Annotated in this window: 25 protein-coding genes; 16 read left to right on the top strand and 9 right to left on the bottom strand. The window is 43.1% G+C overall.

What is annotated here, in order from left to right; genetic code table 11:
• Positions 1–96: 96 nt before the first annotated feature.
• From PV403_RS09860 to PV403_RS09850, 3 genes are read left to right on the top strand one after another with little or no spacing between them, the layout of a single operon-like run.
• Positions 97–654, top strand: coding sequence for a MarR family winged helix-turn-helix transcriptional regulator (locus PV403_RS09860; RefSeq protein ID WP_332084461.1), 558 nt, complete (start codon positions 97–99; stop codon positions 652–654).
• On the top strand, positions 648–2375 hold the full coding sequence (locus tag PV403_RS09855; RefSeq protein ID WP_332084460.1) for an ABC transporter ATP-binding protein: 1728 nt from the start codon (positions 648–650) through the stop codon (positions 2373–2375). The genes PV403_RS09860 and PV403_RS09855 overlap by 7 nt, the downstream gene beginning before the upstream one ends.
• Positions 2372–4225, top strand: a complete 1854-nt coding sequence (locus tag PV403_RS09850) for an ABC transporter ATP-binding protein (protein WP_332084459.1) — start codon at positions 2372–2374, stop codon at positions 4223–4225. The genes PV403_RS09855 and PV403_RS09850 overlap by 4 nt, the downstream gene beginning before the upstream one ends.
• Before the next feature lie 89 nt (positions 4226–4314).
• Here the strand turns inward: PV403_RS09850 and PV403_RS09845 are convergent, their stop codons facing one another.
• A complete protein-coding gene (locus tag PV403_RS09845) occupies positions 4315–4902 on the bottom strand; it encodes a hypothetical protein (RefSeq protein WP_332084458.1) in 588 nt (195 codons plus the stop codon).
• Positions 4903–5091: 189 nt separating this feature from the next.
• Here PV403_RS09845 and PV403_RS09840 point away from each other — a divergent pair, with 189 nt between their 5' ends.
• Positions 5092–5991 (top strand): diacylglycerol/lipid kinase family protein, encoded by a 900-nt coding sequence (locus PV403_RS09840; protein WP_332084457.1) that lies wholly within the window; start codon positions 5092–5094, stop codon positions 5989–5991.
• Between the two features lie 73 nt (positions 5992–6064).
• Here PV403_RS09840 and PV403_RS09835 read toward each other — a convergent pair whose 3' ends face one another.
• Positions 6065–6676 carry a TetR/AcrR family transcriptional regulator gene (locus tag PV403_RS09835; protein WP_332084456.1) on the bottom strand — a complete coding sequence of 204 codons (612 nt, stop codon included), beginning with the start codon at positions 6674–6676 and terminating at the stop codon, positions 6065–6067.
• Positions 6677–6837: 161 nt separating this feature from the next.
• Between PV403_RS09835 and PV403_RS09830 the strand changes: the two genes are divergently transcribed.
• The 11 genes from PV403_RS09830 to PV403_RS09780 all read left to right on the top strand — a co-directional run bounded on the left by PV403_RS09830 (position 6838) and on the right by PV403_RS09780 (position 19027).
• The gene (locus tag PV403_RS09830) at positions 6838–9069 is read left to right on the top strand and encodes an MMPL family transporter (RefSeq protein ID WP_332084455.1); all 2232 of its coding nucleotides are present in this window, start codon (positions 6838–6840) and stop codon (positions 9067–9069) included.
• A gap of 190 nt (positions 9070–9259) precedes the next feature.
• On the top strand, positions 9260–10210 hold the full coding sequence (locus PV403_RS09825; RefSeq protein WP_332084454.1) for a nucleoside hydrolase: 951 nt from the start codon (positions 9260–9262) through the stop codon (positions 10208–10210).
• Between the two features lie 39 nt (positions 10211–10249).
• On the top strand, positions 10250–11077 hold the full coding sequence (locus PV403_RS09820; protein ID WP_213530571.1) for a hypothetical protein: 828 nt from the start codon (positions 10250–10252) through the stop codon (positions 11075–11077).
• 17 nt (positions 11078–11094) lie between these two features.
• Positions 11095–11835, top strand: a complete 741-nt coding sequence (locus PV403_RS09815) for an HAD family hydrolase (RefSeq protein ID WP_332084453.1) — start codon at positions 11095–11097, stop codon at positions 11833–11835.
• Positions 11836–12118: 283 nt separating this feature from the next.
• A complete protein-coding gene (locus tag PV403_RS09810; RefSeq protein WP_332084452.1) occupies positions 12119–12595 on the top strand; it encodes a Dps family protein in 477 nt (158 codons plus the stop codon).
• A gap of 156 nt (positions 12596–12751) precedes the next feature.
• The gene (locus tag PV403_RS09805; protein WP_332084451.1) at positions 12752–13933 is read left to right on the top strand and encodes a nitric oxide synthase oxygenase; all 1182 of its coding nucleotides are present in this window, start codon (positions 12752–12754) and stop codon (positions 13931–13933) included.
• A 388-nt stretch (positions 13934–14321) separates the two neighbouring features.
• Entirely contained in the window at positions 14322–15476 is a 1155-nt protein-coding gene (locus tag PV403_RS09800; RefSeq protein WP_442951753.1) for an ABC transporter ATP-binding protein, read from the top strand.
• Positions 15466–16287 (top strand): ABC transporter permease, encoded by an 822-nt coding sequence (locus tag PV403_RS09795; protein ID WP_160032636.1) that lies wholly within the window; start codon positions 15466–15468, stop codon positions 16285–16287. The genes PV403_RS09800 and PV403_RS09795 overlap by 11 nt, the downstream gene beginning before the upstream one ends.
• Positions 16274–17077 (top strand): ABC transporter permease, encoded by an 804-nt coding sequence (locus PV403_RS09790; protein ID WP_213530563.1) that lies wholly within the window; start codon positions 16274–16276, stop codon positions 17075–17077. The genes PV403_RS09795 and PV403_RS09790 overlap by 14 nt, the downstream gene beginning before the upstream one ends.
• Positions 17074–18144, top strand: coding sequence for an ABC transporter substrate-binding protein (locus tag PV403_RS09785; protein ID WP_213530561.1), 1071 nt, complete (start codon positions 17074–17076; stop codon positions 18142–18144). Before PV403_RS09790 ends, PV403_RS09785 begins: the two co-directional genes overlap by 4 nt.
• A gap of 256 nt (positions 18145–18400) precedes the next feature.
• Positions 18401–19027, top strand: a complete 627-nt coding sequence (locus PV403_RS09780) for a nitroreductase family protein (RefSeq protein WP_213530559.1) — start codon at positions 18401–18403, stop codon at positions 19025–19027.
• Positions 19028–19087: 60 nt separating this feature from the next.
• Here PV403_RS09780 and PV403_RS09775 read toward each other — a convergent pair whose 3' ends face one another.
• The 6 genes from PV403_RS09775 to PV403_RS09750 all read right to left on the bottom strand — a co-directional run bounded on the left by PV403_RS09775 (position 19088) and on the right by PV403_RS09750 (position 23817).
• Positions 19088–19366, bottom strand: a complete 279-nt coding sequence (locus PV403_RS09775; RefSeq protein ID WP_332084450.1) for a hypothetical protein — start codon at positions 19364–19366, stop codon at positions 19088–19090.
• A gap of 183 nt (positions 19367–19549) precedes the next feature.
• The gene (locus tag PV403_RS09770) at positions 19550–20479 is read right to left on the bottom strand and encodes an aldo/keto reductase (RefSeq protein WP_332084449.1); all 930 of its coding nucleotides are present in this window, start codon (positions 20477–20479) and stop codon (positions 19550–19552) included.
• Between the two features lie 117 nt (positions 20480–20596).
• A complete protein-coding gene (locus PV403_RS09765; RefSeq protein WP_332084448.1) occupies positions 20597–21811 on the bottom strand; it encodes an NAD(P)/FAD-dependent oxidoreductase in 1215 nt (404 codons plus the stop codon).
• Positions 21812–21901: 90 nt separating this feature from the next.
• Entirely contained in the window at positions 21902–22861 is a 960-nt protein-coding gene (locus PV403_RS09760) for a DUF4097 family beta strand repeat-containing protein (RefSeq protein WP_332084447.1), read from the bottom strand.
• Position 22862: 1 nt separating this feature from the next.
• Positions 22863–23495 carry a DUF1700 domain-containing protein gene (locus PV403_RS09755; RefSeq protein WP_332084446.1) on the bottom strand — a complete coding sequence of 211 codons (633 nt, stop codon included), beginning with the start codon at positions 23493–23495 and terminating at the stop codon, positions 22863–22865.
• Complete coding sequence (locus PV403_RS09750) at positions 23488–23817, bottom strand: PadR family transcriptional regulator (protein ID WP_213530547.1); 330 nt, start codon at positions 23815–23817, stop codon at positions 23488–23490. The genes PV403_RS09755 and PV403_RS09750 overlap by 8 nt, the downstream gene beginning before the upstream one ends.
• A 210-nt stretch (positions 23818–24027) precedes the next feature.
• On the opposite strand from PV403_RS09750, the gene PV403_RS09745 reads away from it, so the two are divergent.
• Complete coding sequence (locus PV403_RS09745) at positions 24028–24426, top strand: YrhK family protein (protein ID WP_213530545.1); 399 nt, start codon at positions 24028–24030, stop codon at positions 24424–24426.
• A 96-nt stretch (positions 24427–24522) separates the two neighbouring features.
• Here PV403_RS09745 and PV403_RS09740 read toward each other — a convergent pair whose 3' ends face one another.
• Entirely contained in the window at positions 24523–25740 is a 1218-nt protein-coding gene (locus tag PV403_RS09740) for an NAD(P)/FAD-dependent oxidoreductase (protein ID WP_213530543.1), read from the bottom strand.
• Positions 25741–25789: the final 49 nt, after the last annotated feature.

Genomic DNA, 25789 nt, shown 5'->3' with positions numbered 1-25789 from the left:
TTGCTTGAAGTTAATTAGGATACCTAACAATTTAAGGGTATGATTAATTTCAGAAGGATATAAGGGTATTCGGTTGTAAAGGAGGGGTTTACAAAAATGAATGAAGATACAACGGTACAAAGTTTGCTCTATACGTTTATGAAGTTTAATCGGGGGATATGGAAACAACGAAAAACGGAAGGACGTAACCCTAGCGAAATTATGCTTTTAACAGCACTGATTAGAGGTACGGAGACAGAGCGAGATCCTGCCTCCGTTGTATGTAAAATCAGTGAATATATGGAGAAGGGACCCACGACGAAGGAGCAGATTGAGGGGATGAAGGCATCTGAAATCAGCAATCTTCTTCGTGTGAAATCTCCTACAATTACACCAGTAATCAGGACTTTGGAAGAAGCAGGTCTGGTGGAGCGGACAGTGGATCCGGATGATCGGAGGGTCGTCCGCATTAAAATTACGGAAGCAGGTCAGCAAGTAGTCAGAGAGGTTCACAAAGAAATGATGACTACGATGCAAGGTCTTGTAGAGTATCTCGGAGAAGAGGATACAAAGCAGCTCACCCTGCTCCTGAACCGGGTTCATGAGTACCATGACAAGGTCCGGGAAGAAAAGGAAGAACGAAAGAGAAAAGAAGGAAGTGAAAATTTATGCTGAAGCTTTTAAGGATGCTGAATGTTTACAAACTTCCGGTGATCCTTGTCATTATCTTTGTATTCTTACAATCGATGTCTGATCTATACTTACCTACTTTGATGTCAGATATTGTGAATACAGGGATACAGAATAACGACGTTCCTTATATCTGGAGTGTAGGAAGAATGATGCTGTTTATTGCTCTGCTCGGAGCACTATGTTCGATCTTGGTCAGCTTTCTCGCTTCTCAAGTATCCGGGAAGTTTGCACGGGATTTACGCAGCCGAGTGTTTAGACATGTCGAAAATTTCTCGCTGCAGGAATTTGACCAAATTGGAACAGCTTCACTCATCACCCGTACAACGAATGATATTACCCAAGTACAAAATGTACTGCTCATGATGATGCGAATGATGATTAGTGCTCCGCTCATGTTTATCGGAGGACTCATCATGGCAATCTCGCAGGATGCCAAGCTTTCACTGGTTCTTGTTATATCTCTGCCGATCTTGGCAGGAACAGTAGCGCTTATTGCCTTTAAAGGGCTGCCTTTATTTAAGGCAATTCAGAAAAAACTAGACCGATTGAATCTGGTGCTGCGTGAACAGCTTACCGGAATTCGGGTTATTCGTTCCTTTAACCGAGGACATTTTGAGAAAGAACGTTTTAAAGAAGCCAATCAGGATTTAACTCAAACGGCGATTCGTGTCAATAAAATTATGGCCTTTATGATGCCGTCCATGATGCTGATCATGAACTTCACCGTTATTGCGATCATCGGATTCGGCGGCCTTCGTATTGATGCAGGCGATATGCAAGTTGGTAATATGATGGCATTTATCCAATATGCCATGCAGATTATGTTTTCACTGATTATGGTCTCCGTGATCTTTGTTATGCTCCCTAGAGCTTCTGCTTCTGCTGCTCGTATTAACGAAGTGCTGGAGATGAAGCCTGAGCTGAAGAATCCAGAGAGTCCGGCAAAACCTAACAAACTTTATGGAACACTGGAGTTCGATAACGTTTCATTCAAATATCCAGGTGCTGAAGAATATGCGCTTGAAGGGATCAGTTTTACAGCGAAACCAGGCGAGACAACCGCCATTATTGGCGGTACCGGTTCAGGTAAAACGACGCTGCTCAGTCTTATTCCTCGTTTCTATGAAGTGACGGAGGGCAGTGTTAAGGTAAATGGAGTAGATGTCAGAGAGATGACGCAGGATGATCTACGGTCAAAAATTGGTTATGTACCGCAGAAGGCAATCCTGTTTACAGGAACGATTGCGGATAATCTTCGTTATGGTAAAGAAGACGCGACCCAGGAAGAAATCGAGCATGCCGCTTCGGTAGCTCAGGCTTCTGATTTTATCAGCGAAATGGAAAATGGGTACGATAGCGTAATCGCTCAAGGCGGGAATAACGTTTCTGGAGGTCAGAAGCAGCGCTTGTCCATTGCCAGAGCCTTGGTGCGCAGACCTGAAATTTATGTGTTTGATGACAGCTTCTCTGCACTCGATTTTAAAACGGACAGCCGTTTGAGAGCTGCTTTGAAAGATGAAACTTCCAACTCGACCGTCATTCTTGTCGCCCAGCGCGTGAGTACAGTGCGAGATGCAGACCGGATCCTTGTTATGGATGAAGGAAAAATTGTGGGCAGCGGTACCCACAGCGAACTGTTAGCTAATAACGAAGTCTACCGTGAAATTGTATCCTCACAGTTATCAGAGGAGGAGATCGCATGAGTGAGAAACGTACACCGCCACCTGCAGGACCGGGGCATCCCGGCGGACATCCGGGCCGAGGTCCTGTAGAGAAGGCGAAAGATTTTAAAGGAACCATGAAACGGCTTGTCAAATATCTGAAGCCGGAGAATAAAATGCTCGTATTCGTCTTTATTATGGCGATTCTGAGCACCGTGTTTACCATTGTTGCACCGAAGATCATGGCGCGTGCTACAAACATTTTAGCGGAACCGGCCCTTGCGAAGATGTCTGGACAGCCTGCTATGCCAATTGACTTTACGGCTATCTACCGTATTCTGATGCTGCTGGGCGGACTTTATTTACTAAGTTCTCTATTCAGCTATGCTCAGCAATATTTAATGTCTGGTGTAGCACAGCGAATTGTATACAAGATGAGAGAGCAGATCAACGAAAAGCTGTCGCGTTTACCGCTCAAATATTTTGACGGACGCACCCATGGAGAAACACTTAGCCGTGCTACAAATGATGTGGATAACATTAGTAACACCTTGCAGCAAAGCATAACGCAGTTCATCACCTCGCTTGTGACCGTTATCGGGGTTATCGTAATGATGCTGACGATCAGTCCTTTGATGACACTCATTACGTTTCTGACGTTACCGCTTAGTGTCATTGTCGTAACGGTGATTGCCAAACGTTCACAAGGGTATTTTGTTGGGCAACAGAAAAAACTTGGCGAACTGAATGGGCATGTGGAAGAAATGTACACAGGTCACAATGTAGTCAAAGCTTTTGGACGCGAAGAAAGATCCATTCATGATTTTGATGAGATTAATGAAAAGCTTTACCATACGGGCTGGAAGGCTCAGTTTATCTCTGGACTCATTATGCCGCTGATGCAGTTTATTGGAAATCTAGGATATGTATTGATTTGTATCGTAGGCGGGGTTTTAGTCACCAAAGAAAGAATTTTAGTGGGAGACATTCTTGCTTTTATCCAGTATTCTCGTCAGTTCACTCAGCCGATCACGCAACTGGCAAATATCGCTAATGTCATTCAGTCCACAGTAGCTTCTGCTGAACGCGTATTCGAACTGCTCGATGAAGAGGAAGAAGTGAAAGAAGCAGGAAGTGACATGGCACTAGAACAGGTTCAAGGAGCCGTTACCTTTGAGCATGTGAAATTCGGATATGAAGGCGGACAGACGCTCATATCTGATATGAGCCTGGATGTGTTGCCTGGACAAACGGTAGCTATTGTCGGACCTACAGGCGCTGGTAAAACAACGCTGATCAATCTTCTGATGCGCTTCTATGAGATTCAGGGCGGTGAAATCCGAATTGACGGGGTTAATATTACCGATATGCCGCGGGGTGCACTCCGTGAAATGTTCGGTATGGTACTGCAGGACACCTGGCTGTTTAATGGTACAATCCGTGACAATATTGCGTATGGAAGAGAAGGAGCAACCGAAGATGAGATTCGGCAGGCTGCCATTGCTGCCCGTGCCGATCATTTCATTCGTACGCTGCCGGATGGTTATGATACCGTACTGAACGAGGAAGCATCAAATATTTCGCAAGGTCAGAAGCAGCTTCTTACCATTGCTCGTGCGATCTTGGCAGATCCATCTATTCTTATCTTGGACGAAGCAACAAGTTCAGTGGATACGAGAACCGAGATTGCGATCCAGCAAGCGATGAACGAACTGATGAAAGACCGGACCAGCTTTGTTATTGCTCACCGGTTGTCCACCATTCGTGATGCAGATGTGATTCTGGTCATGAATCATGGAGATGTGATTGAAAAAGGAACACATGTAGAATTGCTTGCGCAAGGCGGATTCTACGCCGATCTGTATAACAGTCAGTTCTCTGAAGCTGGCTAAAAAACAAAAAACACCGATCTCTTTTTGGCAGATAACGCCTGTCTTTGAAAGAGATTCGGTGTTTTTTTATTTTATCATGTTGTACTCGGTTATTCCTTAGGTGCCGTATCAGCTGATTCATCCTCAGAATGGGCTTTACTGTCGATAGCGACGGATTCCGTTATTCTGCTGAGAATTTCAGAATCTTTCGGCAGTTCATGCGCTTTCGCTCGGCGTTCTTCCAAGAGCTTTAATGCAACTTGGTAACAGTCTTCTACATGTTTGTTGCCGATATAGCGCATTGCTGAGAAACTGAGTACGGCAGACAAGGCTTGCCCTGCAAAAGGAACAAACCGTGTCGCTTGTTTCGCTGCCATTCGCACCCCAACTTTTTGGAGCAATTTAATGACCACTTCTCGGGTAACGAGTCTTCCGATTACAGCGCTGCCCATCGATAGAACGAGTCCATAAAAAGCGGCCTTGCTCTCTGCATCCATACCCTCTACATCTTCTTTAGCTAATCCAAATTTCTCATTAATAGCAGGAAGCAACTGCATTAAAATTCCTACGTCGGCAACGACATCGGTTCCCGGAATCGGAATGAGTGAAGTGCTTCCAGAGGCAAATGCCCGCGTCTTTACCATGGACCGACATTGTGTCCTGATTTCTTCCAGCTCTTTATGTGTTGCAGGAATCATAGAGATTGCCTCCTTGGTGAAAGATGTGTTTTTTTACTTTATTACCCTGAACGAAGGTGATAGATAACACCTCTCATCAATAAAATATGGAATAAGTTGGTCTGGGAATAATGTCATGTAATTGTTAAGGGCCTGTTACAACGGGTAAAGAAAGAGTAAGCACCATAAGAGAAGTAGGAGGGTTGATTCATGGAGATCACAAAAGCGCTGCTTATCCATAATGATGCAGCAGGATCTGCTGCAGGAAGTTTAGTTAGTTCTGCCGTAGCTGTGCTGGCACCTGCCATCAAGGAGCTCGATATCATTCAGACTTCCGGCCCTGGAGACGGAGAGAGGATATGTCTGGAACGGGGAAGCGGGGTAGATGTGGTATTTATTTTAGGTGGGGACGGCACGGTCCATGAGTGCATCAACGGATTAACACAGCTGGTTCATCCGCCGGTCGTGGGAGTTCTGCCAGGCGGAACGTGTAATGATTTTGTAAGATCGCTCGGAATGCCGGTGGACGTTACGCAGTCTGCTCGTATGATGCTTGAAGGAAGAACCATCGATATTGATCTGGGGTTTGCGAACGGGCGAGTATTTACTAACTTTTTTGGGGTAGGTCTCATTACGGAAACATCTGAAAATATCGATCCAAACTTAAAAGGTTCACTCGGCAAACTAAGTTATTTTATTAGTACACTGCAAACGATCCGCTCAGCAGTACCCTTTGCTTTTGAGATGGAGGCTGATGGCAAGCTGATTCAAGATGAAGCCGTGATGATTTATATCGCAAACGGCCGATCGCTTGGATCGAGTGCGCTTCCTTTTGCTCAAGATGCCCTAATGGACGGCCAGTTCGATATTTTAATTATTCGCCAGACAGGATTGCCGCTTCTAAGGGAATTATTAGCTCGTAAACCAGAAGGAGAGTGGCAGCCGAAGAATGACAGTATTCTCTACTACAAAGCCCGTAATATCAAGCTTCGAACCGATGTAGAGAAACAGGCAGATACAGATGGAGAGGTATATCTTAGTACCCCTGTGCAAATCTCCGTTCTTGATCATAAGCTGGCTTTTTTAGTGGGCGGTCCGGATGCCATATAGTGTTGCCGTGACTTGTGAATAAAAAAAAGCCCTTACGGGCCTTTTTTAAACCTTGATCAAAGGGCAGTTTCTCTTAAGAACCTGCACCTTGCCAGAATAATTCAACTAGTTCTTCTGCAAGCTCTCTGGGACTTGCATATTTACTCGTAATATCCTCACGATTACCCAGCATGAGCAGGGCAGAGAAAGCTTGGGCAAGTAGGAGGGGATTCTTCTGTTTAATAACCCCTGATTGAAATTCGCGCTCAAAATGATCCGCTAAAAGCTGATGAATGGCACGCTCGCCATCTCTAATCTCTTGGATCTGTTCTTTGCTGAGAAAAGTTTCTGCTTCACGAAGAATCGTTTCCATCTCCGCATGAGGTGTAGTAATTTTGGCTTCCGCAATAAAGAGAAGGCCTTCCTTCAAAGTATCTGCTTTCATCAAACACTTATGTGTTTGTTCGTAACCGCGCCGCAGCATACTGGTGACAGCGATCTTGAACAGTTCTGGCTTACTGGTGAAGTGATAGTATATGGAGGCCTTTGTAACATTACATAGCTTCGCAATCTGCTGCAGAGACACGGGTTCATACCCATTCTCCATAAACAGCCTGGAGGCTGTTCCTAGAATCACATCATAGGTGGACACTTCATCCGAAGTTTGTTTAGGACGCCCGGGTGAACGAGGTGGTTGTTTAGTCATCATGATTCCTCCTGATGAGCAGTATAAGTGAATCCACCGCCAATTTCAAAAATAGTTGTTGATAATTAACCTACCGGTATATATAATTACATCTAGATTGTATTATGACCTGCGGTTCATTTCAATAAAAACATGAAAAAATGAAGGATGTGACTGGAACAATGAAAGAAAAAGAACCCGGTGGATATGGAAAATGGATCGCTGGTAAAAAAACAAAATGGATCACCGTTTTGGTGTGGGTCATCTTGGCCGTTGTTTTAAACCTGATTTGGCCTGCTGTTGGTGAACAGGAAAATAACAATGCAGCCAATTTAAAAGAAAATGAACCTTCTGTCATTGCGCAAATGGTAGCAGATCGTGAGTTTCCGAATGATTCGGGTATACCTGCTCTAATTGTTATCCATAAAGAGTCAGGACTCGGTACTGAAGAGCTGACAAAGCTGCAAGAATTAACTCTTCAGCTGGAGGAGAAGCCTGTTCCTCATCAAACAGCTGTTATCCCTTTACATAAATTACCGCCTCCAGCGCTGTCTGCACAGTTGTCTGAAGATGGAAGCACACTGGTGCTGCCTGTATTTTTTGAAGACGAGGCGGATGCCGAAGAACTAGGGCAAGGTCTTGATGGAATCAAGTCCAGTATGACTTCTATATTTGGAACGAACCCATTTGATGCTGAAATAGATAGTGGAGATGAGCTTAGTGCTCGGGTAACAGGTCCTGCCGGTATCTCGGTAGATGCGACCGGATTGTTTGAGAATGCGGACGTATCGCTTCTCATCGGCACCGTGCTGCTTGTACTTATCTTCTTGCTCCTTATTTATCGCTCACCACTGCTTGCTGTTATTCCTATTGTAGCCGTTGGATTTGCGTACATTGTGACAAGTCCCATCTTAGGATTTCTAGCAAAACAAGGAGTCATTACCGTTGATTCACAGTCCATTTCAATTATGACGGTTCTGCTTTTTGGAGCAGGTACTGATTATTGTCTATTTATGATTTCTAAATTCCGTCAGATTTTATGGAATGAAGAAGATAAACGTAAAGCGTTGTTCCAAGCGATTACAAGTTCTTCGGGCGCGATTGCGATGAGTGGATTTACCGTTGTTATCTCACTTTTTGCTCTTCTGCTTGCTGAATATGGTGCTTATGAGCGCTTTGCAGTTCCATTTAGTTTATCCATTCTTATTATGTTTATTGCGAGCCTTACACTAGTCCCTGCATTTCTGGCCATCTTCGGCCGTGCATCCTTCTATCCGTTTGTACCAAGAACAGCAGAGATGCAGGCAGAGCGTGCTCGTAAAAAAGGGAAGCCGGTACCGGCTCCACGTAAGAAAAAAGAAAGCTGGATCGGCAATGTAGTGACGAAGCGTCCTTGGACCGTCATCGTATCCACGATTGTGGTGCTCGGAATCTTAGCTTCCTTTTCACCTCAAATCAAATACACGTATGACCTATTGTCTTCTTTCCCTGAAGATGTTCCATCCAGAGAAGGATTTACGGTCATTGGGGAACAATTCTCCGAAGGAGAGCTTGCCCCTGTACAGCTTATGCTGGACACGGAAGGTAAAGATACGGATGTGAAATCGCGTCTGGAAGCACTAGATTATGTAAGTATCGTTTCGGAGCCTGAAGAAGGATCTGTAAATAGCGACATTCTAGCTTACCAAGTGGAACTTGCCATGAATCCATATTCCATTGAAGCAATGCACCATATTCCCGATCTTCGTTCTGAAGCAGAGACTGCTCTTGAGAGTGCAGGTGTGAATGCTTCCGGTGATAAAGTGTGGATTAGCGGTCAAACGGCTACACAGTATGATACGGAACTTGCCGGAAAGCATGATTCAAGACTCATTATTCCGGTCGTGGTGGGTCTGATCAGCTTGCTGTTGCTGCTTTACCTGCGTTCTTTGGTGGCGATGGTATATTTGGTTGCTACCGTAATCTTGTCGTATTTCTCGGCACTCGGTCTTGGATGGCTCATTATTCATTACGGACTCGGTGCAGATGCAATTCAAGGAGCAATTCCGCTGTATTCCTTTGTGTTCCTAGTAGCATTAGGTGAGGATTATAATATCTTTATGATCTCGAGCATTTGGCAGAAGAGTAAAACGATGCCGCTGAAACAAGCGATTAAAGAAGGAGTAGGAGAGACGAGTTCTGTCATTACCTCTGCTGGACTCATCCTTGCGGGTACCTTTGCCGTTCTTGCTACTTTACCGATTCAGGTACTTGTTCAGTTTGGTATTATCACAGCGATTGGAGTATTGCTCGATACGTTTATTGTGAGACCGTTCCTTGTACCTTCCATTACCATGGTGCTTGGAGAAGTTGCTTTTTGGCCAGGTAAAAGAAAAGTTGCCGGTAAAGAAGAACAAGTTCAAACCTTCCATTAATATTGGATAATAACGATAGTAAGGGGGGTGTTAGCAGATATTGAATTTGCTGACATACCCCTTTTTTCTATTTCCTGTTGATTTTCAGAGGAGGATGGTTGCATTTGCACTTTGTAAAGACTTAAGATGAGAACATATGAGGTAAGGTTTCACACCTAATAGATAAGACTAGCAGGGGGATTTTTCAAACATGACGAAGAGAAAAGTATATTTTAATCATGATGGCGGAGTAGATGATCTTGTATCACTGTTTATGCTTCTGCAGATGGATGACGTGGAAGTGACAGGAGTGTCTATTATTCCGGCAGATGGTTATCTGGAACCAGCCACGGATGCAAGTCGTAAAATTATCGATCGTTTCAGCACGTATCAAGTCGAAGTATCGAAATCGAATTCTCGTGGTAAAAACCCGTTTCCAAGCGATTGGCGCATCCATTCTTTTTATGTTGATGCACTTCCTATATTGAATGAATCCGGAACGATGGAAGCTCCATTGTCTGAATTACCTGCACATAAGCATCTTATTGAGACCATACGCAAGACGGAAGAAAAAACTATTCTCGTATTCACCGGACCACTCACAGACCTGTCCCGAGCTCTGGAAGAAGCACCAGAGATTGAAGAGAAGATTGAGAAGCTGGTATGGATGGGAGGAACCTTTGAAAAAGGGAATGTCCAGGAACCAGAGCACGATGGAACGGCAGAATGGAATGTATATTGGGATCCAGAAGCAGCTTACCAAGTTTGGCAGACAGGGATTGAGATTGACCTTGTTGCGCTTGAAAGTACGAACAAAGTACCGCTCACGCCGGCAGTTCGTAATCGCTGGGCGAAAGAACGCTGCTATGAAGGCGTAGACTTCCTTGGTAACTGTTATTCGGGAGTACCTCCGCTTGTATACAGCGAGACCAATTCAACCTATTATTTGTGGGATGTACTTACCACAGCAGCGCTGGGACGAGAAGAGCTTGTGAAGCGCAAAGTTGTGCAGTGCAGCGTGATTCCAGATGGACCAAGCCAGGGGCGCACCATTATAGATCCAGATGGAAAACCAGTTAATCTTGTCTATGATACCGACCCAGATGCATTTTTCTCTTATCTCACAGAGTTAGCCAAAAAAGCAGCACCAAAAAGATATTAAGCTTCATCTATAGAAGCAAGGGATTATAAAAAATAACCTTTGCAATATCAACCACTGCCGTTCATTCAAGTTGCTGCTGAGCGCTTAGAAGAAGGGCAGTGGTTTGTTTTTATAGTAAGGTTAGGCGAGGAAGAAGGGAATTTACAGATGAATGATAAGCTCGTCCTATGTATTCCAGGACAGTGGAAAGATGAAGACAAACTGATACGAAAACTGACAAGAAAGAGCAGCGGGGAATATTCTCTTACTGGCGGTCTCTTGCTCGATACGAAGCGAAACCGTGCTTTTGAAATAAGGATTGAAGAGCAGGATCCAAAACTCGCGGAAGCTTTTTATTTATCCTCTAAAGGTGATTTCTCAGACAAGACGATGCAAAAGGTAGAAAAACATACAATGGTCATTTATCTGTCTGGCTATATGGGTTCCGCGGAAGCGGTCCAGCGTATGATTGCTCCTGTACAGATGCTGCTGGCATGCGGGGGAGTTGCCGTCAAAATCGAGAATTGTGATAAAGCATTTACTCCGGAAGAGTGGAATATGATCGGTGAAGAAGCGCGCCTTGATCAATTGCTGAATACGATGATCAGCTATATGCAGGACGAACATTATTTTTACTCTTGCGGGATGCAAATGTTTGGTTTGCCTGATGTAGCTCTAAGCAAAGAAACAGATCCGGATGCCTCCTTGCAGGTAATGTCCCAGTTTTTGTACCTTATGATGAATGCAAGTGAAGGAACGAAAGATAAATTAAATGAGTTTAAATTGTATGGGACCACGTATCAATATCATCATCAGGAAGGTTTCTTTCAAGAAGAGAGCTCTTCTATAAACAATCCATACGGCATTTATGTGTTAACTCAGATATAGGAAGAGGAGGAAACCTTTTGGCTGATAATGTACAAAAAGCAGTGTTCTTTGACGTCGACGACACACTCTATGATCATTTATCACCACTTCGAGAAGCCTTGCAGGAGGCTGTAGGTTTAGCGGACGATATGCCTTATGAGGATATTTATTACCGGTTCCGTTATTACAGCGATTTGTTATCAGAAGAGAAGAATTTATCTGCCGTACCTGAAGAAGAGGCGTTAGCCGACATGCGCAGACGCCGCTTTATGCTGGCTTTAGCAGAATTCGGGGTCTTCCTCAATGAAATAGAAGCGGAAGCTGCACAGACAGCTTATGTAAATAGACAGTTTCAGATTCAGCCCTTCCAAGGCGCTATGGAACTGATCGAGACACTGACCTACTCAGGGATAAAGGTAGGACTCATTACGAATGGACCAGCGGAACACCAACAGAAGAAGCTGAAGGCACTGCAAGTGGAGCGATTCATTCCGGAGAATATGATCTTTGTATCCGGAGGAGTTGGTTATGCCAAACCTGATGTCAGACTGTTTGAGCATGTTAATGCGATCACAAAGACTTCTCCTGAGCACAGTTACTATATTGGCGATTCATGGCGAAATGATGTGGTTGGAGCAATAAAAGCAGGCTGGACCGTACTTTGGTACAATCACCGGAACGCTGAAGCTGAATCTAACCATCGTCCGCATTTTACAGTTCATAATTATCAAGAAATCACAGACACCTTGCTTTCGATAGCTGGACTGCAAAAGGTGTGAATTAAAAACATGGAAGAGCGATCACAATGATTCCCTGATCGCTCTTCCATGTTTTTTTATATCCAAATGGGGCATTCTATTCTTGTCAGTGCAAAAGAAGCCGCTGCTCTGACTGTTCATCAAATCTTCATCTATCAAATAGAGGGAGTAAGCTTCCCTTTTTCGAAAACCATGCTATAATAATATTAGGATTTAGATTAAGTCTAAATTAAAAGTCTGTGACAAGTATCACTGTACCAACATTGTTTATTACTTACATTTAAAATAAAAAGGAGATCTAAATATGACAACTCAAACCAATCAAACAAACCAATCACAAGGTGTACAAAAATTGCATGATGCATTAAATCGACAAATCGCTGGATGGTCTGTGCTATATACAAAACTGCATAACTTCCATTGGTATGTAAAAGGAACTCACTTCTTTACCCTGCACGAGAAATTCGAAGAGTTTTACAATGAAGTAACGGAACATATGGACGTTGTAGCAGAACGCTTGCTTGCTATTGGCGGATCTCCGGTTGCTACACTGAAAGAACATCTGAGTCTTTCTCCAATCCAAGAAGCAGAGGGCAGCAAAACAGCAGAACAAATGGTTCAAGCTTTGGTCGAAGACTTCACTACCATGGTTGAAGTACTCGAAGAAGGAAAAGAAGCAGCAGAAGAACTGGGCGATGACAGCACAGCTGATGTGATGATTGGCAACCAAGAAACACTGCAAAAACATATTTGGATGCTTAATTCTTTTCTTGGAAAATAATTTACTTTCTAGCGATTAGGTGAATATAAAGTGAACATATTACCCAAATGATGGTTTTGTATGCAGTCGAACCGTATAATGAGACTATTCCATTAGTCCTGCTGAGGTTAGAGTGAATTCTCTGGTATGACGCGTAGACATGAGGAGATTATCGGTATGACAAATACAAATGATATGTGGGAAGAAGCAAGCACATTTATATACACTTGTTATGAGGAGCTGGGTCTTTGCCGTGAAGCGGCAGAAGCCCGGCTTCTTGACATTCAGCGGGAAATTGAGGATTCAGGCACGTATGGACATACCCAGCAGGAGCTGGAGTACGGAATCAAGCTGGCTTGGCGCAACAGTAATCGCTGTATAGGGCGACTATCCTGGCAATCCATACGGCTTGTAGATGCAAGAGATGCAGGGAGTGCAGAAGAGGTAGCGGAGTGTTTATTTCAGCATATCCGTACAGCTACCAATCACGGCAAAGTGATTCCGCTGCTTACTCTTTTTGCTCCAAGAACACCAGAAGGAGTCGATCCAGTCCGCATTTGGAACCATCAGCTCATTCGTTATGCCGGGTATGAAACGAGCAGCGGTATTGTGGGGGATCCGGCTTCTGTCGCCTTCACCAAAGAAGCAATGAAACTCGGCTGGGAAGGCAATGGCACAGATTACGATGTCCTTCCGCTCGTCATAGAAATAGCAGGCCAAAAGCCTGTGTATGTACCGATACCGAAGGATCTAATCATGGAAGTGGACATAGAACATCCTGATTATCCTGAGATGGAGTCGCTTGGTCTGAGATGGTATGCGGTACCTATGATTTCCGATATGAGACTAGAGATCGGGGGAATTCAGTATCCGGCAGCTCCTTTTAATGGATGGTATATGGGAACGGAGATCGGAGCAAGAAATCTAGCGGACCCTTTCCGTTATAACAAGCTTCCTGCTGTGGCAAAGGTTATGGGCCTTGAAACCACGAGTGAAGCAAGTTTGTGGCGGGATAAGGCACTCGTGGAGCTGAATGTAGCGGTGCTTCATTCTTATCGAAAGAATGGCGTCAGTATGGTAGACCATCACACAGCAGCGAATCAACTGGCAAAGTTTGAAGAGAGGGAAGCAGAAGCCGGAAGAGAAGTGACCGGTAACTGGACCTGGCTTATTCCGCCGATGTCACCGGCAACGACACATATTTTTCATAAGTCCTATTCGAATCAAGTGAAAAAGCCGAATTTCTTTCATCAACCAGCACCTTACACGAAAAATCAGGATGATAACCTTCCGGAGAAAAAGTTCGATCAGAAGGAAGAAGCAAATCCTGCTATCGCTACATGCCCTTTTCATGGATAGAATATGTTATTGTTTTTTTGGTAAATTCATAGAATCGTAGGCTAAGTGAATACGAAATGGTACAATATATAGAGCAGGGACCAGAGCATCTCGGAGGTTCAAAAAACCTTTAGGAGATGCTTTTTTGCGGGAGTAAAGACAAATTTGAAGTTTATAGACACGGTTTTTATTCCGTTTATTGGGTGGCACACTCATTTTTGGAAATGTACTCGGGATAAAATATCGAAGAAAGAAGTAAACTTCATAGAATGATAAAAAAATGGGTTGCGCAATTAGATGATTTCTATATAATAAGTTGCGACATGTGCCCGAACGGATCAGCAGTAATATGCTTAAATGAACTAGAAGGCGCAAGGTAATCCCCTGAAAAAGGAGGTTTTTCTATCATATGATAAACCAAGACTCCATTATCCGGTTCGAAAGCGTGACGAAACGATATGATGAGGATGATCCCATCCTTAAATCGGTCAGCTTTGAAATCGAACGCGGTAAATTTTATACGCTGCTGGGTCCATCTGGATGCGGCAAAACTACGATCCTTCGGCTGATTGCTGGCTTTACGGAGCCTTCCGAAGGAAATATTTATTTTAATGGTAAAATTATTAACCGTGTTCCTGCACATGAACGTCAAGTAAACACCGTATTTCAGGACTATGCATTATTCCCGCATCTGAATGTATTTGAGAACGTGGCATTTGGTCTGCGGATCAAAAAGATGAAGAATGCAGAGATCAAAGAGAAAGTGGAGAACGCTCTTCGTTTTGTCAATCTGGCTGGGTACGGAAACCGGGAGATTACTGAAATGTCTGGCGGCCAACGTCAGCGGGTAGCGATTGCTCGGGCAATTGTTAATGAACCAGAGATCATTTTGCTAGACGAGCCTTTGTCTGCGCTTGACCTCAAATTACGTACAGAGATGCAGTATGAGCTGCGCGAACTTCAGCAACGTCTGGGTATCACCTTTATTTTTGTAACTCATGATCAGGAAGAAGCACTTGCTATGTCAGATGAAATCTTCGTACTCAATGAAGGGGTCATTCAGCAAAGCGGAACACCACTTGATATCTACGATGAACCGATTAACCGATTTGTAGCTGATTTTATCGGGGAATCCAACATTGTCTCAGGTAAGATGAAACAAGATTTCTTAGTTGAGTTTGCAGGGAAGACGTATGAGTGTGTTGACCAAGGGCTTAGACCGGACGAACCGATTGAGATTGTAATTCGCCCAGAGGATCTAGAGATTACAACACCTGAGCGAGGAAAACTCCAGGTGCGGGTAGACTCTCAGCTATTCCGCGGCGTGCATTATGAAATTTCAAGTTACGATGATATGGGCAACGAATGGCTTGTACATTCTACAAAACGCGCTACCGTTGGTGAAAGAATCGGTCTTTATTTTGATCCAGAAGCCATTCATGTTATGCGCTTTGGTGAAACAGAAGAAGAATTTGATAAACGTCTGGAATCTTATGAATCCAATCTTGAGGATACACAGAAGACTTCAGAGGGTAAGGTTCAAGAGGTAAATCATGAATCGTAGTTTAAAGAACCGCAACTTCTACCTGATCCCCTACATGTTTTGGATCATTTTCTTCGTCGTTGCTCCGATTCTGTTAATTGTGTATTACTCCTTCTTCAATGTAGAAGGTCAATTTACGTTTGAGAATTACGTGAAATTCTTTACACCTGTATATCTGAAAATGACACTCAGCTCATTTTGGTATGCACTGTTGATTACTGTGTTTGCATTGCTCATTTCGTATCCAACAGCTTATTTACTTACGAAAACAAAACATAAACAGTTATGGTTGTTACTCGTTATTTTGCCGAGCTGGATTAATCTTTTGCTTAAAGCTTACGCATTTATCGGCCTGTTTGGCACGTACGGATTTGCTAATGCGATACTCGAAACGATTGGAATCGGTACGCAGCAGATTCTATTTACGGATTTTAGCTTTGTTTTCGTATCCGTATATATCTTCATTCCGTTTATGATTCTGCCGATCTTTAATGCGCTTGAAGAGCTGAATCCTTCCCTTATCTATGCAGCTCGAGATCTGGGGGCTTCTTCATGGACAACATTCCGGCGCGTTATTTTTCCACTGACACTAAGCGGAGTGCGCTCGGGAATTCAGGCTGTATTTATTCCAGCTTTGTCCCTGTTTATGATTACAAGACTTATTGCCGGTAACCGGGTAATTACCTTAGGTACCGCAATTGAACAGCATTTCTTAGTAACACAAGATTGGGGAATGGGAGCAACGATCGCCGTCTTCCTCATCATTATTATGATTGCCATTATGTTTATTAGTGGGCGTGGAAAGCGGGGTGTGCCTCATGGGAAGAAATAGTAAGCTGTCAAATGTATATCTGTTTATTGTTTTTGCCATTTTGTACATGCCGATTCTTTACTTGATCTACTATTCATTCAATAGTGGCGGAACAATGCAGAACTTTGAAGGCTTCACTCTGGAATGGTACGAAGAAGTATTTGCGGATACGCGGCTGCTGATTATTGTGCTGAATACCTTTGTGATCGCACTTCTGTCTGCGGTGGCTTCTACCATTTTGGGCGTGGCAGGTGCTCTAGCGATTCATCAGGTTCGCCGCAAACGTAACAAGAATACTCTATTGTCTTTAAACAATGTACTCATTGTGAGTCCTGATGTGATTATTGGTGCTTCCTTCCTCATCTTCTTTACAATGCTGGGGATTCAATTAGGATTTACCTCGGTACTCTTATCACATATTGCGTTTAGTGTACCTATTGTCGTGATCATGGTACTGCCTAAGCTGCAAGAGATGAGTCCTACACTTATTGATGCGGCACGTGACCTCGGTGCATCGAGTTGGCAGGTGCTGACAAAAGTTATTTTACCGTTTGTTAAGCCAGGAATTTTCGCTGGTTTCTTTATGGCCCTAACCTATTCACTGGACGATTTTGCGGTTACTTTCTTTGTTACCGGGAATGGATTCTCAACGCTATCGATAGAGATCTACTCGAGAGCAAGACAAGGGGTATCACTGTCCATTAATGCATTATCGACGCTGTTGTTCTTACTGACCATTATCCTGGTAGTAGGTTACTACTTTATCAATACACGTAACAACAAGCTTCAAGGAAAGGGGCTGAGACCATGAAGCAGCTGGTACAGACATTTAGTCTTGTGCTGATCGTGGCTTTTGGCCTCATGTATTTTACCTCGGTACTGAATTCTAGTGAAGGATATTCTGGAGGTAATACACTTACCATCTATAACTGGGGTGATTACATTGACCCCGAACTGATCGCTGAGTTTGAGGAAGAAAGCGGGATGAAGGTCGTTTACCAGACGTTTGACTCCAATGAGGCGATGATGACCAAAATTCAGCAAGGAGGAACGACGTATGATGTCGTGATTCCTTCGGAATATGCAATCAGTAAAATGAAAGAGGAGGATCTGCTGATCCCTCTCGATCATTCAAAACTCCCGAACCTTAAATATATCGATGAAAGGTTCCTGAATCTCTCTTTCGATGAAGGTAACAAGTATTCGATTCCTTACTTCTGGGGTACGGTCGGGATTGTATTTAATCCAGAATTAACGGACCTTACATTTAAGAGTTGGGACGATCTGTGGGACCCAAGTCTGAAGAATCAGATACTGCTCGTGGACGGAGCACGTGAAGTTATCGGAATGGGCCTAAATAGTCTGCATTACTCTCTAAATGATACAAACGAAGAGCATCTGCAAGAAGCACTTACGAAGTTGTCTAAGCTCACACCTAACGTGAAAGCGATCGTCGGAGATGAGATTAAGATGCTGCTTGCAGGTGAAGAAGGTGCAGTCGGTCTAGTTTGGTCGGGTGATGCTTCGGAGATTATGGATGAGAATGAGAAACTCGATTATGTGGTACCGGAAGAAGGATCGAATCTGTGGTTTGACAACATGGTCATTCCTAAGACAGCGAAGAATTTAGAAGGTGCACATCAGTTTATTAACTTTATGTTAGATCCAGAGCATGCTGCACGTAATGCAGAGTATGTTGGTTACTCGACACCAAATGCTGGGGCACTAGAACTTCTCCCTGAAGAAGTTTCAAGTGATGAACGTTTCTATCCAAATGAGGAACTGACGGAAAAGCTCGAGGTTTATGATAACCTTGGCAAACGAATGCTTGCTCATTACAATGATCTGTTCCTCATCTTCAAAATGCACCCGAAGTGAATAATGGGGATAACCTGTGAATATATAGATAGTCAAAAAACCTTATCCACATGTGGATAAGGTTTTTTGGTTTTTGAACCAGACATTCAACCACCCGAATTCCTTTGGCATCTTTCAATTAAATGATAAATGTTATATACTGAAATTATATATACTTACTTAAAGTTAGTAAAAGTGATATATAACACATACATATCAGGTTTATAGAAACAAAATGTAGAGATCCACTTCAGACCAAAAAGAGAGGAAGATCAGGATGGGAGAATTACAATCCGTAATTAAAGAACGGCGTTCGGCGATGAAATTTCAAAAAGAAGTGAAGATTAGTAAAGAGGAACTAAGCCAAATATTTGCAGTTAACAAATATGCTCCCTCTGCGTTTAATTTACAGCACGCTCACTATGTTGTTTTAACTACGCCGGAAGAAAAAGCATTAGCTTATGAAGCTTCAGGTCAATATAAAGTACAGACAGCATCTGCTGTCATTATCGTGCTCGGTGACACGAAGGCATACAAGCAAGTAGGACGGATTAATGAGGGAATGCTGACACTAGGGATGATGTCTCAAATTGAATATGATTTGGAGATTAGCAGTGTGACGGAGATGTATGAATCAAGAGGACCTGCATTTCAGCGCGAGGAAGCAATTCGTAATGCGAGCCTGTCTGCCATGCAGTTCATGCTGATTGCAAAGGACATGGGATGGGATACCTGCCCGATGATCGGATATGATGAAGCACAAATAGCTTCACTATTACAGCTCCCTGCACATCATATTCCTGTCATGATGATGACCATGGGGAAAGCGGATGAGAGCAAAGTGAGACCCCGGGGCTACCGCAAGCCGGTAGATGAATTTGTGACTTGGAATTCGATGGCCTGAATAAAAAAAGGATGAATGGTAGTTTCTTATCAGAACTACGAATTCATCCTTTTTTATTTGTTACCGGTGTGCTGCTGTATTCATGGCGAGCTCTGCAAGTGTATGATCCTTTTTTTTGACATAAATCTCGTATACGGTGCTTGCTTCTGAACTGGTCTTTTGTTTGCCTGTGCCCGCAATATTAGTCTTGTAATCAATATAGTGGGCATTGAGATTTAAGATTTTCTTATGGAAATCCTCTTCATTATGAGAGGCATAAAGCTGGATTTTGTAGCGTGAGAATAACTTTCTGCAGGCATAGGTGAAAAGATTGTCAACAGTACCGATCCGCTGGGACATAGATAACACTCCTTTTACATTTGATGAAGAGGTGAGGAAGGGAGTCATTATAAACATCTCATAAACAAAATGTAAATATTTTCTATTATATTACTTCTCTATCGCTTTATGACACGTAAAAAAACAGCGCGATGCACTGCACCGCACTGTTTTCATTATTAACACGCGATAAGAAGAGGATCATTAGGAGAAGATACGACCAATCTCCGTAATTTCTGACTGGGATAGTTTCACATCAAGGGCTTTTAAATTATTAATCACTTGTTCTGGACGTTTCGCACCTGGAATGAGTGCATCTACAGACGGCTGAGTAAGATACCAGGCGAGAACAAGATGAGCCACTTCTACCTGTTTAGCATCTGCAATCGTACGAAGCTGCTCGACTTTGTCCAAGTTTCTCACAAACTGCTCACCTTGGAACTGTGGATTGTTTTTTCTGAGATCATCAAATGTGGTGTCTTTATTATATTTACCTGCCAGAAGTCCAGATACCAGTGGGAAATATGGAATAAAGGTAATTTGGTTTGCTGCTGTATAAGGGAGAATCTCTTTCTCTACTTCCCGATTTAATAGATTATATTCGGATTGAAGTACATCAACATAACCATCCTTATTTGCTTCTTTAAGCTGGTCAATTGAGAAGTTAGATACACCGATGGCGCGGATTTTTCCCTCGTCTTTTAGACGCCGTAACATACCTACAGCTTCGTCTTTGGGTGTATGCTCATCTGGGAAATGAATATAGTAGAGGTCTATGTAATCTGTCTGTAATCGTTTAAGGCTGTCTTCGACTTGTTTTTTTAGAAATTCTGGTTTGTTGTTTGGTTTATAATCATTATTCTCATCATGGGCACCTTTTGTGGCGATCACCACCTGATCCCGAGCTTTGAGCTCCTTTATAACCTGACCAGTCAGTTCTTCAGAGCGTCCAGGACCATAAATAAATGCGGTATCCAGGAGATTCACTCCATTCTGAATGGCTGTGCGAACGACTTCCTTACCCTGCTCCTCACTGAGGTTAGGGTATAAGTTATGCCCTCCCACAGCGTTTGCTCCAAGTCCGATTGGATTTACATAAAGATCTGATTTACCGAGTTTTGTGTGATTCGTCAATTTCTTTCGCCTCCCTATAGTTATATATAAGACAAATTATACAAAATAAATCTGTGGAAATCAGAAGAACCTCTGACTAACTAGCCAGAGGGAGGTAAAAGCCCAAGTAAATCAAGGTCAATTTACTTGGGGTCTATTTTGAAGATAGATTCCAAGATCCGGATTAGAACCTTTAACAATGACATCACGCAAAATACGAGACAGCACGGCATTGTACACCGTTCCGTTATCTCCATAACCCATAATGACATAACAGTGAGGATACTCCTCGTATTGTCCTATGATTGGCAGTCCGTCATGAGTTCCGCCATAAAAAGCGCCCAGATAAAATTCAGGTTCAGCCTGAAGATCAGGGAAAAGCTTAAAAAGTTCATTCATCAGCTTATCGCGGGTGTGAAGAATCTTCGAGTCTCGAGTGGAGGCATAGGCAGTATCCTTATCCATTCCGCCAATAATAACCCGATCGTCTGGTGTAGTTCGGAGGTATATATACGGGCGGGCTGTTTCCCATATAAGCGTCCGTTTATACCAACTGGATAAATCGGGTACAGGCGTTGTAATGACAGCATAGGAACTGCTTATAACTGCATTTTTTTCTACTTTAAATTCTTGATTCTCATATCCAGCAGCAATAATCACATGCTTTGCTTTGATCTGATGACGATTCTTCGTATAAAAGACAGCAGAATCTTCTTCAAAACGATGTCCGGTAACCTGAGTCTCGGCCCATACTTTACCGCCCACCTTTTCTACTGCTTCAAGGAGCCCATAAATGAATTTTAGCGGATTCATCTCTGCATCGTCATAGTAGTATAGTGCTGCTTGTTTACGAAAAGGAAAGTGGCTGCTAATTTTCTCTTCATCCCAGCGATCCACATGAAACCCGTATTTGCTAAGCAGTTTATGCTCCTGTTCGAGAGCGGGGATATCTTCCTCGTAACTAGCATAATACAGGCTGTCCCTGCGAACAAAATCAGCATCTACCGGCAGTTGACTGCATGTCATTTCAATATCATGAATAGCCTGCTCACATAGCTTTAGATGCCTGGCTGCTATTTCTTCGCCGAACGTATTGGCAAGGGAAACGAAACTTTTATCGCCTGCATATTGGATCAGCGCTGTGTTCGTGCTGGAACTTCCCTCACCAATTCGTCGCTGGTCTACCACCACAACTTGTAAACCTTCCTTGGCAAGAAGATAGGCAGCTTGTGCTCCCGAACTCCCCCCGCCAATTACGAGTACATCACATACGATATCCTCGGTCAGTGGCGGGTAAGATTTAGGATTAGTCACGGTAGTCGGCCAGTACAGTTTGCCGCTTAGTAAATCCATTAGGACGTAAAACCTCCTTCTTTAGCTCAGATTGGCTTTAGTATGGATGAACAAGGGCTTATGCATACAAAGATGGTAGAGTAGGGGATATTAGGGCTGTGTAATGTTGATATTGCCTGAAGTGGCACGTATCTTTATGAGTTCCGTTCCTGTTCGCAAAGAGTCTGGGGTACGCACATTACCTGATACAGTTTGTGCATCAAAGAATCCAGCAAAGTCACTAGCAGCGACGACATTGATATTTCCTGAGATCGTTTCAATATCTAAGCCTGCTGCTGTGTTTTGGACAAGATGAATATCACCCGATTTCATGCGAATCGTTCCTTCACCAGATAGTCCATTTATTTTCAGATTTCCAGAAGTAAGGTTCGCCTTTAGATCCCCATGGATATCTTCGACTTTAACATCGCCTGACTGCAGCCTCATCGTAATTTCCTCAGCCTCTATGGAGCTGAGCTTTACGTTTCCAGAAGTGAGTTCAAAGCTGGCAGCTTCAGCCACCTTCACCTGATTTGCCTTCACCTCGCCGGAAGTGAGTTTTGCAGAAAACGCATTGGCATTGATATTGTTCAAATTCAGATTACCTGAGGTAGACGTAAGCGTAATTCGCTCTGCATTAAGACCGGTGATATCCTGATCACTTGAGACAATTTCAAGAGTGAATTCCGTAAGTCTTTTTTGTTTGGGAACAGAAATCTCCATTACATTTCTACTAAAATCGGTGGAAAAGCTAAAGAAGGAGAAAGAATCTTTCGAGCGGGTGTTAATCGTTAGAAGTTCGTTTTCTGGCTGAAGTTGGTTTAGCTGCTCTATGGTATCTGGGTTCCATTTTCCTTTAAAATGAACGGAAACCTGATCCTCGTCTGTTGAAGTAAATACGATGTTAGTGCTATCTTCTGTTTGGACTAGCAGGGAATTAACGTTCGCAGCATCGAAGCTTAGCTTTTGGTCATAGTCTTCACGTTTGTCACCGAATTCATATCCGAAGAAGGTAACTCCGACGAGACCGACCACAATGCAAAGAATGGCAAGCCTTATGGCATTTTTCATATCAATTCTCCTTTTCTTTCAATACTGTTTGGTTCCACTTGAAATATCCTGCAGTCCATCGACCTATTCTTTTCATAAGCCAAAGAGCGAAGATCCCAACCAGAATACCTATACCAAAAAAAACAAGACTGACAAAAAGTTCAGGGAGCACTACTTGTTTCTGTACAAAAATAAAGTCTAGGATAGCAAGTGCGGGAGCGAGGATTCCTGATATTGATATTCCAGCTAATGAGACCCACAGAGCCCAAATCGTTGCAAGGATCGGCAAGGCAAGAAGAAGATTCAAGAATACCAATCCAGTTGCTCTTAAAAAGCGCGAAGTCGTTCTTTGGTTAGATGTTTCTTTTGGAAAAGAAGGGGATCCTTGTGGTGACTTATTGTATGTGGTCTGCTCTTCATCATGCACTCTATCCTGTGACAGATTTTTTCTATCTTGAAAATAACGGTCACCCAGCGCCTCCTTTATTAAATCCTCTGGATTTCCTAGTTCAACGGCAATCTCTTTTTCGCTTTTACCTTCGGACAGTCCCATTTCAAAATGCTGCTCGTAGTCACTGAGTAGTTCTGCTCGTTCCTGAGCCTCAAGGGGACTTAGTCCTTCTTTCATTCTGTTCATAAACTGAAGCCTATTCATTAGCTTCTCCTTCCTTCAGCAGGGAGCTGACGCTGTCTACAAATTCATTCCATTCAGACTGTAGTACACGCATATAGTGTACGCCCGTCTCTGTAAGTCGGTAATATTTTCTTGGAGGCCCTTCAGTAGATTCTTGAAGATAAGTTGTACAGTATCCATCGGATACAAGCCGTCTGAGGAGGGGATATAAGGCACCTTCTGCAATTTCAATATGCTTAGATACAGCTTGAGCCAGTTCATATCCATAACGGTCTCTTCGGTGGATTAGGACGAGGACACACAGCTCGAGTACGCCCTTTTTAAACTGAGTATTCACATTCATCCTATTGGTTCCTTTCATGTTATGAAATAACGTTAACTAATGTTCTATACTATGTACTGTTTATTATACACTACTGTACATAATTTGCTACCTCATAATATAAAAAATAGTAAATTTATCCACTATCCATAAATTACCAACTGTGAAAACATCGTGAAAATCGTTTGATCCTGTGCCATTCGGGTAAATTTGCAGAAGGAGGGATGGAACGTGAAAGGTAAAATTCATACTGATATTCATAAAGAGGAAACTTCACGCAATCCCTCAGGGAAGAAAAGAGGGTTTCGTGTACATTTACACCGAAAGAAAAATTCACTTGTTAAAAAAAGAATTGAAATAAGAAATCGTTATGAAACAGCCCATATGGCGAGTGAGATCGTAACGGCCATTTTGTATTTGGTCGGTAGTTTTTTTCTCTTCTATCCAGATTTAAAAGTGATCGGTTCTATTATGTTTATCCTAGGGAGTATTCAAATGCTCGTGCGTTCTTTGATCCGCATGTCCTACCTCATAAAGCTAAAAAAGTGGGATTATAGGGATCGGCATTCTTCGGTAGAAGGACAAGCACAAACTGAGGAAGAGGCCTATCTTAATTCAGAACTCAAATAAATTCAAATTATCCAGTAGAAAAAAGGTCATAACCTAAGGTTCGGTATCTCTTTCGAACTTAAGTTAAGACCTTTTTATTTTTATATAGTGAGGGTGTTATGCAAGTGCCTTAGGTTTGGTATGCAGGTACAAGTCAAGATCGGGACTTTTCCCCTTTGTAATTACGTCGGTGACGATTTTCGAAAGATTCATATTATAGACGGTTCCATTATCGCCATAAGCCATAATATAAAAACAATGGGGATACTCTTCGTTCCTTCCAATCATCGGGAGACCATCAACCGTACCGGCAAAAAAAGCTCCCTGTGCGAATTCCGGTTCTGTATCCATCTCAGGGAACATGCGATGAAGAACATTCATCAACTTATCTCGGCCCTGTCCGATTTTAGCATCTCGGTTTAGCGTCTGATCCGTATCCTGATCCATTCCGCCAATAATAATCCGATTGTCCTTGGTAGTTCGCATGTACAGATATGGTCTGGCTGTTTCCCAGATGAGGCTTCGTTTGTACCAGCTTGTAAAATCAGAAACAGGTTTTGTAATCACAACATACGAGCTTGTAATCGTCGCATTTTCGCTGGGTGTGATCTCTGCTTGCTCGTAACCTGCAGCCATGATGACATACTTAGCTGTAATGGTGTGACCGTTCTTTGTCTTAAAAACAGCCGTATCTTTCTCAAAAGTTTTCCCGGTAATCTCCGTATTACAGTATATTCTGCCTCCAAGTTGTTCCACTTGCCGGAATAACCCGTAAATGTATTTGAGCGGATTCATTTCTGCATCATTGGAATAGAATATAGCTCCTGCCTTGCGGAAAGGATAGAGGCCGGCAATCTGTTTCTCGTTCCAATAATCCACGTTAAATCCATGTTTGGACAGCAGTGCATACTCCTCTTTTAAAGCAGGGATATCTTCAGCAGTAGAAGCATAGTACAGGCTGTCACGCCTAATAAAATCAGCTTGATCCTCTATGTTGGCACAAGCCTCTTCAATATCTGTAATCGCTTGTTCACAAAGTTTTAGATGGCGTACGGCTGTTTCTTCTCCGAAACTTGCCGACAGCTCAGCTAAACTTTTGTCACCCGCATATTGAATGAGTGCCGTATTTGTACTAGAGCTTCCGCCGCCGATGGTGCGTTTATCAACCACAACGACACGTAAACCCTGCTTAGCAAGCCTGTAAGCACTTTGCGCGCCGGAACTGCCGCCTCCAATAATTAGTGCATCACAAGAAATATCCTCCGTTAATTTAGGATACTCCGGAGCATTGCCCACTGTTGTTGGCCAGTATAGTGTACCGCTTTGTAGATCCATAGCGGGAGCCTCCCTTATTTCTGTTCTATTTTATGGTATAGGGTCAACA

It is taken from the genome of Paenibacillus sp. GYB006, from assembly GCF_036577645.1.
GTDB lineage: Bacteria > Bacillota > Bacilli > Paenibacillales > Paenibacillaceae > Paenibacillus.
This window is presented reverse-complemented; position numbering and strand designations above follow the sequence as displayed.

Bases quoted from the DNA above. Each gene is read 5' to 3' on its own strand.
- PV403_RS09755 (WP_332084446.1), bottom strand. From the start codon at position 23,495: ATGAATAGGCTTCAGTTTATGAACAGAATGAAAGAAGGACTAAGTCCC.
- PV403_RS09830 (WP_332084455.1), top strand. From the start codon at position 6,838: ATGAAAGAAAAAGAACCCGGTGGATATGGAAAATGGATCGCTGGTAAA.
- PV403_RS09845 (WP_332084458.1), bottom strand. From the start codon at position 4,902: ATGATTCCTGCAACACATAAAGAGCTGGAAGAAATCAGGACACAATGT.
- PV403_RS09825 (WP_332084454.1), top strand. From the start codon at position 9,260: ATGACGAAGAGAAAAGTATATTTTAATCATGATGGCGGAGTAGATGAT.
- PV403_RS09740 (WP_213530543.1), bottom strand. From the start codon at position 25,740: ATGGATCTACAAAGCGGTACACTATACTGGCCAACAACAGTGGGCAAT.
- PV403_RS09860 (WP_332084461.1), top strand. From the start codon at position 97: ATGAATGAAGATACAACGGTACAAAGTTTGCTCTATACGTTTATGAAG.
- PV403_RS09850 (WP_332084459.1), top strand. From the start codon at position 2,372: ATGAGTGAGAAACGTACACCGCCACCTGCAGGACCGGGGCATCCCGGC.
- PV403_RS09800 (WP_442951753.1), top strand. From the start codon at position 14,322: ATGATAAACCAAGACTCCATTATCCGGTTCGAAAGCGTGACGAAACGA.
- PV403_RS09750 (WP_213530547.1), bottom strand. From the start codon at position 23,817: ATGAATGTGAATACTCAGTTTAAAAAGGGCGTACTCGAGCTGTGTGTC.
- PV403_RS09785 (WP_213530561.1), top strand. From the start codon at position 17,074: ATGAAGCAGCTGGTACAGACATTTAGTCTTGTGCTGATCGTGGCTTTT.
- PV403_RS09855 (WP_332084460.1), top strand. From the start codon at position 648: ATGCTGAAGCTTTTAAGGATGCTGAATGTTTACAAACTTCCGGTGATC.
- PV403_RS09760 (WP_332084447.1), bottom strand. From the start codon at position 22,861: ATGAAAAATGCCATAAGGCTTGCCATTCTTTGCATTGTGGTCGGTCTC.
- PV403_RS09780 (WP_213530559.1), top strand. From the start codon at position 18,401: ATGGGAGAATTACAATCCGTAATTAAAGAACGGCGTTCGGCGATGAAA.
- PV403_RS09840 (WP_332084457.1), top strand. From the start codon at position 5,092: ATGGAGATCACAAAAGCGCTGCTTATCCATAATGATGCAGCAGGATCT.
- PV403_RS09790 (WP_213530563.1), top strand. From the start codon at position 16,274: ATGGGAAGAAATAGTAAGCTGTCAAATGTATATCTGTTTATTGTTTTT.
- PV403_RS09810 (WP_332084452.1), top strand. From the start codon at position 12,119: ATGACAACTCAAACCAATCAAACAAACCAATCACAAGGTGTACAAAAA.
- PV403_RS09795 (WP_160032636.1), top strand. From the start codon at position 15,466: ATGAATCGTAGTTTAAAGAACCGCAACTTCTACCTGATCCCCTACATG.
- PV403_RS09835 (WP_332084456.1), bottom strand. From the start codon at position 6,676: ATGACTAAACAACCACCTCGTTCACCCGGGCGTCCTAAACAAACTTCG.
- PV403_RS09775 (WP_332084450.1), bottom strand. From the start codon at position 19,366: ATGTCCCAGCGGATCGGTACTGTTGACAATCTTTTCACCTATGCCTGC.
- PV403_RS09765 (WP_332084448.1), bottom strand. From the start codon at position 21,811: ATGGATTTACTAAGCGGCAAACTGTACTGGCCGACTACCGTGACTAAT.
- PV403_RS09805 (WP_332084451.1), top strand. From the start codon at position 12,752: ATGACAAATACAAATGATATGTGGGAAGAAGCAAGCACATTTATATAC.